The sequence below is a fragment of the Ferruginibacter sp. SUN002 genome, assembly GCF_050611725.1.
Classification (GTDB): Bacteria; Bacteroidota; Bacteroidia; order Chitinophagales; family Chitinophagaceae; genus Ferruginibacter.
On the sequence record NZ_JBODJB010000001.1, the window covers coordinates 532753 to 545595 of the forward strand.

Below are 12843 nucleotides of genomic sequence, written 5' to 3' on the forward strand. Positions count from 1 at the left end.
CCTTACCCTTAAATTGCCCCAAAAGTAAATAAATAAACAGTACAATTACTATTGGTTGCTCCTTTAGTTGTTTTATAATAGTAAAAGGTTGCGTGGGTCCCAAAAAATCATGTGTTTTTTCCACCAATATTGAAAAACGATCAGTTGCCAGATAACGGCATGGCTATCTTCAGGGTTAGATGAAAATAACTGCTTCTTTATTTTTTGGATAGATGAAACTTCAAAAATACCTTGTTCGGCTATAAAGTCATCGTTCAGAAGATTATCATTAATAAGTGACTGTAACTCATTTCTAAACCAATTTAATAACGGGACTTCAAAGCCTTTCTTAGGTCGGTTATATAATTCTTCCGGAAGTATACCACGGAAAGCATCCTGCACAACCCTTTTCTTTAAACTATTATCAATTTTGTAAGATGCCGGTAAAGTAAATGCATAATCAACCACATCGGCATCCAGGAAAGGACTTCGTACTTCAAGACTGTTTGCCATACTCATCATGTCTACTTTAAAAAGCATATTACTTACAAGCATCCCATTCATATCGGCTTGTAATAGTTGATTAAAGTCTTTATCATTTTGGATATACCCGGTAATGAGATTCTTTCTTTTTATAAAATTATTGAGATCGATATTTTGCTGAAATGCCGGAGAAAACATTTGCATTGCTTCATCGGGTGTACTGATACTACACCAACGATAATACCTGTCTTGTTCATTTAATTTACCACCCTCTGCAAAACGATGTAACTGACGAAAAAGATTAGATAATTTTCCGTTACGGGATTTTGGCAATAACTGCCACAGCCAATCACTATTTTTAACGATGCTGTTAACCAACGATTGTTGACGCATTTTATGTTCTGCAGCATGTTTGTTGTAACCGGCAAAAACCTCATCACCTCCATCGCCACTTAACGCAACGGTTGCCTTTTTTCGGGTATGCTTGCATAAAATATAGGTAGGTAGGCAACTACTATCAGCAAAAGGCTCATCAATATAATCCAGCACTTCAAATAAGTGCTGTAAAAAATCATCATTCGACAAAGCAAAAACAGTATGGTTGGTATTGCATTTTTTTGCTACCAGATTAGCATACTTCGTTTCATCAAAAAAGGGTTCATCTTTATACCCAATAGAAAATGTATTCAGATGGTTTGTGTGCCGAGATGCTAAGGCAACTACCACACTGCTATCTATACCGCCACTTAAAAAAGCTCCTAAAGGAACATCTGACAATAATCTTCTTTGTACAGCCACATCCATCAATTCCGTCAACTTCGTTTGTGCTGCTTCGTAGCTGATCTGTTCATTTATTGAAGGTTCAATAGAATAATAAGCCGCTATGCTGAAAATATTTTTTTTGATGGTAAGATAATATCCTTGCGGAAGCTTGCTTACATTCAAAAAAATACTAGCAGGCGACGGCACATAATTCAATTGAAAATACTGATATACCGAAGCATGATCTATTTGTCTAGGGATATCAAAAGCCAGTATTGCTTTCATCTCCGAAGCAAAAATAAACTTATCGGCATCTTTATAATAGACCAAAGGTTTTTTCCCAAATCTGTCTCTTGCAATAAACAATTCATCTTCCGCTTTATCATATATAGCTAATGCAAAAAATCCTTTTAACCATTTCAAACACGCTGCCCCATATTGAATATAAAGTTGTAACAATATCTCTGTATCGGAACTTGTTGAAGCTTTATAATCGGGAAGTTTGTTTTCTTTAAGTTCTTTGTAATTAAAAATTTCGCCATTATAAATAATATGATACCTGCCCGATGCATCTATCATTGGCTGGTTGGCCGCTGCCGATGTATCAATTACAGAAAGCCGGCGGTGTGCAAAGCCAACATGCTCGTGATAAAAGAACCCTTCGGAATCGGGGCCACGGCTGCTTATTGCACGGGATGAGAGCGGAAGTTTATTGATGTATTGTTTACCGTTATCATTAAAAGCATAAATGCCCGAAATTCCACACATTGAGGTTGTATTATCCGATGTAAAAACCAAAGTTACTACATTTGTCAAATGGTGTTCTTAAACCTTCCAAATTTTACGGATTTAGACTATAACTTCCAGCGAAACATGCTGGAATATTATGAGCTGATATTGGTACCGATATACTGGATCTTGCTCACAAAGATCAGTATGGGTATTTTAAAAAGAAGAGGGGAAACAGAAATCAAACTTGCCAAAAGGAGTCTTCATTTAAAATTTATTGGAGCCATTGTAGGTACAACTCTTTTTAATATTTACTACCCGGGAGGAGATACAACTGCTTATTACAATGATGGCAGATTATTGAATTCTATTTTTTTGCATGACCCTGTTATAGGATTAAAAATGTTCTTCACAGGAGGAGACCCGGATACATGGTCTGAAAGCCTTCGCCCTATCATTGAAAACTTCAGGTTTGCCATTCCTGCCAATACTTGGCTGGTTTGTAAGTTTGCCGCTTTTTTAGAGTTCTTTTGTTTTAGAAGTATGCTGGTTACTACCATGCTTTTTGCAAATATTTCTTTCTTTTGTTTGTGGAGATTTTATAAAAAAATAAATGAGATATTTCCGCAAATAAAAAAATACTCACCCTGGGCAATTTTTTATGTGCCGAGTTTAGTGTTATGGGGCTCCGGAATACTAAAAGACACTATTTGTATTTCGGCTCTATCGCTTTTGTTTGTAAGCATCCATCAAATACTGTTTAAAAAAGAAAAGGTTTTAAAATGGTTGATCATTGGCTTATACAGTGGTTATTTGCTGGCTGTTATCAAGTCTTATATACTACTTAGTTTTGGGGGCTCAATAATGATCTGGGTATTGTTTTCTCTTGTTGAAAAAAACAAAAATGTATTTGCACAATTATTTGCAAAAGCATTGATCTCAATAGGTATACTAGCCATTTTTGCAATTGGTATAAGTCAGGTAGGTGCGGATATTATAAAAACAGAAGTTGAAGACGTTTTAATAGAAAGTACGATGACGGGTAAATACCTGAAATGGGTAGCCGAAAAAAATGATGGGTCGGCCTACGATATAGGGAATGTTGACGCCACCATATCGTCGTTTGTATCAACAATGCCGGCAGCATTGAATGTTACATTCTTCAGGCCATATTTATGGGAATCTCGTAAACCGATCATGCTGTTTTCTGCACTGGAGAGTACAGCAGTATTTATTTTATTTCTTTATGTATTATTCAAAGCAAGGATATACCGTTTTTTTTCAATGGTAATCAGAAATTCTTTCATTACATTTTGTTTTGTGTACTGCGTAATTTTCGGAACGTTTGTGGGTATCTCTTCTTTTAATTTCGGAACACTGGTACGATACAAGATCCCATGTTTCCCATTTTTTTTACTGATGTTGTTTTTGATACTGGCAGAATGTAAAAAGAAGAAATTACCTACGTCTGAGCTTGTTCAATAGTTTTTTTGATGGGTTTTCCACCAACAGGTACATGAGGTAAGAAACTCCCAGGCAAATAAATACAGCGGGCATCCACAAGAAGAAATTATTAAGATCGGGAGGTGTTAGTTTTACTACAGAAAACAAAAACCACACGATGGCTGTAATTACACTGAAGTGCACAACATAAAGCGTATAACTGTACTGTCCTATTTTTTGAAGAAATTTGATCTGGATGTTTTTCTTCAGAAAAACTACCATCATGGTAACACAACAAACAGCAGCTATAATAAAAGATAAATTGAATCTTTCTTTTATCAAAGACTCTACTCCAATCATAGCAGCATACATGATCAGCAAGGCCGGTATCCAGTAACTACTATTCATTATTTTCATTTCTTTTAGTCTTTCCAGATTATGATAAGTATAAATACCTATCATAAAATAAAAATTATATCTAAGAATAAATTTCAGAAAGATACTGTTGAGTTGCAATTGAGGCATGGTTATTTCTATCACTATCCCTGCGATAAAAAAAATGACACTTGCCCAATAATACCATTTTAGGTTTCTTACAAAGAAAATTGCAGCTACATAAAATATCACTTCGTACACCAACGACCAATATGGCGTAATAACTGTGCCAAGTAGGGGCTGATATAATAGCGTGTTAATAATAGTTTGAGGTTCAAATAACACTACGCTGTTTTTAAAAAGATCGAATGTATGTGTTTCGTATCTTCCTGATAAATACAGATCATAATTAGTTTTCAATAATACCACAGAAAGCAGTGCCAGCAGGAACCCCAAGAGATATGGCGGGTAAAGGCGAATAAACCTTTTGAGTAGGAACAACTTAACCGATGGCTGCGATTGCAGACTATGTGCAATAGAAAAACCCGAAAGCACGAAGAAAAAAATAACGGCTTCGCCGCTTAATTTTGTGAGAGACATAGATAACATCACGATCCAATCTTGTATATTCCACGTATTGAAAGGATGTTGCTGAAGATACTTTTCACCTCCTATCCAAAGGTTACCCCGGCAATGGGCTATACAAACATACAAAGAAGCTAACCCCCGCAATGAATCGAGAATGGCGAAATTGATTGCTGTTTTGCGAAGTGGTAATTGCGTCAAAATATTTTTTTTGAATGCAAATATTAATCTAAATACCCCTGATAATAATTATCGATATATTCTTTTAAACAGGTCTTCCAATCCCTGATAATATTGCATTTCCTTAAAATAAGTTTTGCATTGATCAAACGCTCACTTGCCGGACGATGAGAAAAGAATTCTTTTTTAAAATAATCGGAATCTACGGCAGTCAATTTTATTTCGTTTTCCTTTCCTAACAATTTTAATAATTCTTCGGCTACCTCAAACCTTCCGGTTTCTCCTCCACAAACTAAATTATACAAACCCCAGTATTCATTTTCTAAAAGCAATTTTACATTTCTGGCAAAATCATGTGTATAGGTTGGGGTTCCTAATTTATCATTTACAACAAATAATTCCTTTTTCCCTTCCTTAAGCTGTGCCATTAATTTCTGAACAAATTTTTTGTCTTTTTTCGGACCGGCCCCCATCATCCATCCTGCACGGCAGATAATGTGTTTCCCTTTGTTCTCTTTCACATACAACTCCCCCATGTATTTGCTTCTTGCATAGTGGCCAAGCGGATTAGGTAGGTCCCAATCATCATAAGTTTCCTGCTTACCATCAAAAATACCTGCTGTACTAATGTATAACAATGGAATGTTTAATTCATTACTTATATGTACTGCATTCTCTACAGCCAATGTATTGGTTTCGTAAGCGTCGTCCGGGTTCTTGTCGCAGTATTCAAGACTTGTATGTGCTCCAAGGTGAAATAAAAAATCGGCCTTATATTCTTTTACCTGTTTTTTATACTCATTAGCATCTCTAAAATCTAAATATGATATCCAGGGCTCATTTGTATCGATATCTGTAATTAGAAGATCGTATTCGTCCTTAAACACCTGATAGAATCCTTCTCCAAGCATCCCTCCGCCTCCGGCAATAAATATCTTCTTTTTCATTCAAAAATTTTTGCAAAGATAAAGCACAATTAATTAACAGAAAACCACTGATTTATGGTGGAAATATCACGTAGAAATAGTGTTTCTAAGCACCGCTAAATATTGTTTTTTTACAACATCAGTAGAGAATTTCTCCAAAACTGTTCTTCTGGCATTTTCGCCAACCCGTTTTCTGGTATCGGGGTTATCTATTAAGTTAACCAATGCCGCAACCCATTCTTCATCTGTTGTTACTAAAAATCCGTTTTCATTATTTCTTATAAATCGTTGTACGGTGCTTACGTCGGTTGAAATACAAGGCAATCCGAAAGACATATACTGAATAGCTTTCAATCCGCTTTTTCCCATTACCCAACTATCGGTTGGCAGCGGGTAAACTCCAATATCCATTTTTTGCAGATCTTCTACCTCTGTTTCGGCAGACCATTGTAGTACTTCGATATCCATTTCCGGGAAAGAATATTCAAAATTACCTATCACTAATAATTTAAAATCACGGATTTTTTTTAATTCAATAAAAACCGGTCTTAATAGATCGAGGTAGGGCCTTGTACTAAAAGTACCAGTCCAACCAATAGTTATTTTTCGATCATTAGAATAAGTATTATTGGGAACAAATCTTTCTGTATTGATGGAGGATGAAATGTAGGTACATTTTCTTTTTCTGTTCAGCTCCAAACAAAAATCATTCAAAGCAGGAGAGCTGGTAATTACATGATCTGATTTTCGAACAAGATAACTGGTCTTTGCAATACTCCTCAGCAATTGTGCAATACCGCTGGTTTCTTTACTTGCACCTAAAAATCGATTATCTTCCAGATCAAAAATCATTTTTTTTGATAATACCCGATATATACGTTCAAAGAAAGAAGTGCCAATAGGCGTAACATACATATGAACATATATCAGATCGTACTTTCTTAATTTGAATATTTCAAAAGCTCTTTTGAATATTCCTTCAACCGTATATAAAATCTTAGAGAAATGATTGCCGCTTTTGTGAACAATATTCCACATGGGCATACGCATGTATGGCGAAATATCTATCTGATAGCCATTGGCCTGCCAGTCGCCGATGTACTGCTCGTATTTTAACCTTTGCCCGGCGGCTACCCCTACCGGATAAGGACATATAATAAGTATTCGCTTATTCTTTTCCAATTAAGCTGATAGTAAAATTTTGTAAATAGAATTATATTTAGTTATACCTTTTGATAAGTCAAAGTAATCCAATGCTCCTTCTCTGATCTTATTATGGTCAAAGCTACGGTTTAAGTAGTTTAAAATTGCATTTTTGTACGCTTCGGTAGAAAAATCGTTAACAACAATACCCGAATCATACTTTTCTACAATTGAAGCCGTATCTCCCCGATCTAAATTTGTAATGGCCGGAATACCCATTGCCATAATTTCTCCTTGTTTTGTAAGACTGCTACTCATTTTACTATAAGTAGGTTTTATAAAATAGATGGTCAATGTGCTTAATGACACATAAAGCGGCACTTCCTTTCTCAAAGCCTTACGCACTACTATTCTTTCTGCAGGAATATTTTTTTCTGCTGCCGCATCCCATATCTGTTTGTTATCATTTGCCGTAACAATTAAAAATTTGGCATCGGGTTTAAATTCCAGCAGTACTTTAAAAAAGTCAAGCATTTCACTCAACATGTACCATAATCCAAGTCCACCAAGGTAAGATAACACAAATTCATTTTGTTGTATTCCCAGTGCATGTTGAAGTTGTTGCTTTTGTTGTGGATCGATCTTTGCCGGGTCAAAATGTGCTGCATCTGCACAGCAGGGTATTACAGCAATATCCAGCGGATCTTTTTCAATGTGCTTCCATTTGAACATCTCTTCTCTTGCAGCATAGGTAAGACAAATGGTATGATCTGCATTTTCTAGAAATTGCTTTTCTTTCTTTTTAAAATAGCGGTAAACAATTTTGTAAATGGGATTTTTAAAGTTCCATTGATTTCCATCCAGCCGTTCATCTATCCAAAACCCACGCATATCAAACAAAAATTTTACTCCGAATTTTTGTTTGAGTTTTAATCCTATTAATGATGCCAGGTAACTTCTGCAATGTACCATTGCAAACTGCTTTTGGTTATGTAACTGAAAGGCTTTTTTAGAAAGTGCCCTGATATCCTTTATGGTAGAAAGCACCGGTGGTTTTTTGGTATAAAAAGCAGGTTGCCAATCTATATTATTCTGTTTGCATATTGTTTCAATCACTTCTTTATTTATTTTATATGCCTCGGGTTTTTCACAACTGAGCAATGTAAATTGATAGCCATGTTTTGATAACCCAGCTATATAAGGCAATACCTGGCTTTGTCCTAAAGGGTCAGTCATGCCATCGTAAGAAATGTATAATATCTGTTTTGTGTTACTCATAGTTCCGAACTGTAATTTTTATACAATCGCACTAATGCATTTGTGGTATTTTGAACTGAAAATTTTTTTGCATAGTTAAATGCATTTGTTTTCATTTCCTCTAAATTTTTCGGGTCATATAGAATAGCATTGAGCTTATTTGTAAAATCTCCAACAGATCTTGATTTAAAAAAAGTTGCATAACCGGTATACAGTTCTTTGAAAGCAGGGATGTCACTCAACAAAACAGGCACTCCGCAAGCCATTGCTTCTAATACAGATATTCCGAAAGACTCGTATCTACTTGATGATATAAACAAATCGTACAGAGGCATTAATTCGGCTATATCAGCGCCGGGTCCTTTCAAATGTACATTATGCACCCCTTCTTGTTTCAATTGAGATTGATAATTGATCGATGTACGATTAGCACCCCAAACATCCAATTCAACATTTTGTTGATGTTTAAATTTACTTTTGAAAGCATCAAAGATCAGGTCAAAATTTTTTTCTACTCGAATATTGCCTACACAAATAATTTTGAAGACATTATTTTTTTTAGATGAGGCAAGCCTGGATTGAAAAAATTTTTTATCGATGAAATTATGTACAGTGTGAATGTCTTCATTTACTCCGAATTTCTTTTTCAGCTCATCTAACACAGCATTACTAACACCGATAGATACCTGATTTTTTTTATGGCTTAATAAATGTGCCAGATATGGAAGTGTTGGTATTGGCCCCCATTTATATTTTTGAAAAATAATAGAATGATAGGTTATAAAAACAGGAATTGATTTAAGCCTTGCAAACTTTGTGATTATGATCGATTGAGTGAGATGAGCATGAACAATATCTATCTTATTATCCGCCACAACTTTCTTTACATAATAAGCGGCTTTTACCATATCCAACTTTCCATTAACCGGATAGAAAATAATATTTACTGGAGCAGTAAGTTTGCGAAGAAGGCCGTCCGGTTTATTAAAATACAGCAAATAATTTTCGTAGCCCTTTAAATTATTTAGTGTACCAAGTAATATATGTTCCGCTCCTGCGCCTTCGCCAAAATTATCAATGATATGTAGTATCTTCTTCAACACTTTTTACTTAGCTGAAAATTTTCGTATTATTAAATTTTTAGCTCGTTCAAAGATATTTAGTTTTTTATAGCGACGCAGTAAAATATAATCATCTGTTAGTAAAGGAAATTCCTTTTGCATAAACAAATGTCTCTCCTGCCTGTTTGAGTCGATCGACACAGTACTCATTCCTCCGGGTTCTATTATTGCAACATCGATATTTGCATGCTTATATGTTGCATTATATTTTGCCAGAAATAAGATTAATTTACAATGATCGGCAGTGACTTTATATGCAGTGTCATAATACCCATACTTTTCAAACAGTAATTTCTTCAAAAATTGTGTTTGGTGGCACATTCCCATGTTTAGTATATAATAAAGGCTTAGTTCATCTTTATATTTGATCGGTCTATTATTATAAATAACATTGCCGTACACAAAATCATAGTCTCCCGTTGACATACAATCGGCAATCCCTTTCAAAACATTTGCGTCTGTAAAACAATCTCCCGAGTTCAAAAAAAACAAATATTTCCCTTTTGCCTGTCCAATTCCTTTATTCATTGCATCATAAACACCGGCATCTTTTTCTGAAACCCAATAAGCAATACGTGATTGATTTTGCTCAATTAACTCTTTACTCCCATCAGTAGAATGGCCGTCAATAATTATTAGTTCATAATCAAGAAATTGTTGACTAAAAATGCTGTTTATAGTCTTTAATAAACCCGCTTTATTGTTCAGGTTAATTGTGATTATGCTGATAAGATTTGCCATATTTGTTTTGAATATATTTATAACATCCCCAATACCATATTGATCTCAGAAGATGTATGCCCCTTGAATTGAAGCGGATAAAAAATTTTAAACCATACACCGTACTGATGCTTTTTTCCTGACACGAAATAGATCCTTTCAAATGCTTTTGAAAAAAATCTTTTTTTCCTTTTTCTCAGCTTTTGATATAAAGATAATTTTTCAGGAATGTATTTTTCATAAACAGTCGCTATTTCATCTAACTTTTTTTCTCCACCATTAGATGATTTGTGTTTTTCGTGAATTCTATAAAGTGATAAGCACAAATTAATGCTTTTAATTTCCACTTTTTCCGATTGGGCCCTAAGGTACCATTCCCAATCGAATACAAAATGCAGTTTTTCATCAAGCGGACCAACTTTATTCCAAACTGCTTTTGTCCAAAAACTGGAGGGTTGTATGATATAGTCTATCAATGCCAGTTGAAGATTAACACATTTTGTCGGTACGCTACTACCCCATGATCTTAAAACCCCTGAATCTTGTTCATGAAAATGAATACAATTACCAACAAATAATTTATCTCCTTCATTCACTGCAACAGTAGCAATTGTATTTAACACATTCGGCATTAACATATCATCACTATTGAGCCACATTAAAATATCTCCCGTTGCTTTTTTAAATCCTGCATTGATGGCAGCAGCTTGTCCCTCATCTTTTTCGCTTCGCCAATAATATAAATGTTGCTGATATTTTTTTATGATCTCCACCGAATTGTCGGTGCTACCCCCATCCATTATAATATATTCTATATTCGGATAGTTTTGACCCAATACGGATAGTATGGTTGCTTCCAAATAGGCTCCTTGATTATAGCTAGGTGTAACAATAGATATTTTTGGGAAATTCACTCCTTGTTGAATATTTATAGAGGGCCGCTGCATGATAAATATACCTTTTAGTATTTTCTTATTATTATCTGTTCACGGCTTTTCAAAAAGAGAATTGGTTTTAAAGAGAAATCATTTGATTATTTTTTTATACAAATGATAATGTTCATCGGCGCATTTTTGCCAACTGAATTTTTTTAATTGTTCGTAGCCCTTTGTACGCATCTCTTGTTGTAAAGAAGGGCTTTCAATTATTTTTTTTACTGTATTGTATATACTTTCTCTACTCGACGGATCTATGTACATTGCTGCATCGCCGCCAACTTCGGGCATTGAACTTGTATTGCTCAACACCACCGGGCAACCGCATGCAAAAGCTTCTAATGTTGGAATACCAAAACCCTCATACAATGAAGGGAATACAAAACAGATTGCATTTTGATACAGCCAGGCAAGTAATTTATCATCAAAATTCATTTGCAATACTCTGCTTTGAAGATCGAAAGACTCTATATTAGCTATTTCGGCTTCTGAAAATTTTTTCCCCCCGGCACATATTATATGCAGATCCTTATCTTCTTTTAATAAAGATGATACCGATTGAAAAAACAACTCAAAATTTTTATAGCTCCTTCTGTTACCTACGAATAAAATATATTTCTCAGGTATTTTTATTGACGGGCTGTACTCTTTGACGGGTTGCAATGAACTCGATAAATAGATCACTTCTATCTTATCGGGATCAGTCCCATATATTTCAATAATATCTTTTTTTGTACTTTCAGATATTGCAATGATCTTGTCTGCTCTTTCTACTAATATTTTTTTATTTGTAACAACCTCCAGGTTTGCTTTTGTATTATCTGTTACAACCAGCCTTTTCTCATGTATCATATCATAAATAGTAAGCAGGAAACGGGCTTTGCCTAAACTATTTAAATAATAAGTATCAAAATAAGTAGGGTGAAAAACATCTACACCTTTAGCTAATCTTTTTTTTATGACTACTCGGTTATAACGGGCCATAAGATGCTGTATTCTCCACCCACCTTTTATTTTTTTGAGAATGGGTTTTGTAGGGTTCATTTGCTTCTCGATCAAATGTTCGTTGTGAGAATACAGCAATGGCAGATCAATATCTGCAGGATATTTTTGTTTTAATGCACTTATTACCTCTATAAAATATCTTGAAATGCCGCCGTAATTCTGATAAATAAATGTTTGATGATCGAACAATACTTTCATTGATTATTTCAATTTTTCAGCCCAGTGATCGAGCATCTTAGATAAACTTTCTTCGATTGCTATTTCGGGTTGCCAATTACACTCTTCCTTTATTTTTTTATTACTGCCGATAATGATCGGATTATCTGAAGGTCTTATCAGTTTTGCATTTATATTGTAGCCCGAATTCACACCAGCCAATTTCATCATGATCTCTATTAACTCTTTCAACGAATACCCTTTACCACTGCAAACATTATAAACCTCGCCTTTTTTCCCTTTTTCAAGGAGACAAATGTACGCTTTTACAACATCAGTAACATCCAGAAAATCTCTTACTATATCAACATTCCCTACTTCAATGGATGCTCTTTTACCAAGCTTTAGTTCTATTATTTGTTTTGCAAATGATGAAATAACAAAAGCTTCTCTTTGCCCAGATCCAATATGATTGAAAGAACGGGTCATAACAATATCTAATCCGTAACCATTGGCATAAACACTACTCAACATTTCCTGTGATACTCTTGCAACGGCATAGGGACTAACAGGATTAAGCGGAGATGATTCAGTCAAAGGCAGTGCATCTTGCGTTACTACTCCATACTCTTCCGATGAACCGATGGACAATATTCTGCATTTTACATTAAGCAACCTTACAGCTTCTACTAAATGCAGAAATATATTTGTGTTGTTTTGAAAACTTTCGATGGGTTTTTGCCAACTGTAAGCCACACTACTGTCCGATGCAAGATGTATGATCGTATCCGGCTGTACAGATTCGATTATATCTCTAAGCAATAATGAGTTTTGCAGATCTGCATCAAAAAGCTTTATCTGTAAATTTTTGTATTCAGGGAAATCGATCCTGTTTCTTGTAATGCCATATATCTCATAAATGCCATCAAGTGATGACAAATACTTAAGCAAGTATTGGCTTACAAAACCCGAAACTCCTGTAACTAATATTTTTCTCATTTTATTATACCAATTTTATCAAGTATAGAATACCAATTTACAAAA

General features: G+C 34.8%; 11 protein-coding genes. 1 reads left to right on the plus strand and 10 read right to left on the minus strand.

Annotated elements, in window-relative coordinates; all coding sequences use genetic code 11:
* Positions 1 to 72: 72 nt before the first annotated feature.
* On the minus strand, positions 73 to 1992 hold the full coding sequence (gene asnB / locus ACQ33O_RS02320; RefSeq protein WP_430993939.1) for an asparagine synthase (glutamine-hydrolyzing): 1920 nt from the start codon (positions 1990 to 1992) through the stop codon (positions 73 to 75).
* Positions 1993 to 2097: 105 nt separating this feature from the next.
* Here asnB and ACQ33O_RS02325 point away from each other — a divergent pair, with 105 nt between their 5' ends.
* Positions 2098 to 3438, plus strand: a complete 1341-nt coding sequence (locus tag ACQ33O_RS02325) for a hypothetical protein (protein ID WP_430993940.1) — start codon at positions 2098 to 2100, stop codon at positions 3436 to 3438.
* Here ACQ33O_RS02325 and ACQ33O_RS02330 read toward each other — a convergent pair.
* From ACQ33O_RS02330 to ACQ33O_RS02370, 9 genes are all read right to left on the minus strand, one after another.
* Positions 3412 to 4557 (minus strand): acyltransferase family protein, encoded by a 1146-nt coding sequence (locus ACQ33O_RS02330; protein ID WP_430993941.1) that lies wholly within the window; start codon positions 4555 to 4557, stop codon positions 3412 to 3414. The two genes, ACQ33O_RS02325 and ACQ33O_RS02330, sit on opposite strands and share 27 nt — an antisense overlap.
* 23 nt (positions 4558 to 4580) lie before the next feature.
* Positions 4581 to 5483 carry an SDR family oxidoreductase gene (locus ACQ33O_RS02335; protein ID WP_430993942.1) on the minus strand — a complete coding sequence of 301 codons (903 nt, stop codon included), beginning with the start codon at positions 5481 to 5483 and terminating at the stop codon, positions 4581 to 4583.
* Between the two features lie 66 nt (positions 5484 to 5549).
* The gene (locus tag ACQ33O_RS02340; protein WP_430993943.1) at positions 5550 to 6644 is read right to left on the minus strand and encodes a glycosyltransferase family 4 protein; all 1095 of its coding nucleotides are present in this window, start codon (positions 6642 to 6644) and stop codon (positions 5550 to 5552) included.
* A complete protein-coding gene (locus tag ACQ33O_RS02345; protein ID WP_430993944.1) occupies positions 6645 to 7883 on the minus strand; it encodes a glycosyltransferase in 1239 nt (412 codons plus the stop codon).
* The gene (locus ACQ33O_RS02350; RefSeq protein WP_430993945.1) at positions 7880 to 8962 is read right to left on the minus strand and encodes a glycosyltransferase family 4 protein; all 1083 of its coding nucleotides are present in this window, start codon (positions 8960 to 8962) and stop codon (positions 7880 to 7882) included. Before ACQ33O_RS02350 ends, ACQ33O_RS02345 begins: the two co-directional genes overlap by 4 nt.
* 6 nt (positions 8963 to 8968) lie before the next feature.
* A complete protein-coding gene (locus tag ACQ33O_RS02355; RefSeq protein ID WP_430993946.1) occupies positions 8969 to 9724 on the minus strand; it encodes a glycosyltransferase family 2 protein in 756 nt (251 codons plus the stop codon).
* A 17-nt stretch (positions 9725 to 9741) separates the two neighbouring features.
* Entirely contained in the window at positions 9742 to 10650 is a 909-nt protein-coding gene (locus tag ACQ33O_RS02360; RefSeq protein ID WP_430993947.1) for a glycosyltransferase family 2 protein, read from the minus strand.
* 78 nt (positions 10651 to 10728) lie between these two features.
* A complete protein-coding gene (locus tag ACQ33O_RS02365; protein WP_430993948.1) occupies positions 10729 to 11841 on the minus strand; it encodes a glycosyltransferase family 4 protein in 1113 nt (370 codons plus the stop codon).
* A gap of 3 nt (positions 11842 to 11844) precedes the next feature.
* A complete protein-coding gene (locus ACQ33O_RS02370; protein ID WP_430993949.1) occupies positions 11845 to 12798 on the minus strand; it encodes a GDP-mannose 4,6-dehydratase in 954 nt (317 codons plus the stop codon).
* Positions 12799 to 12843: the final 45 nt, after the last annotated feature.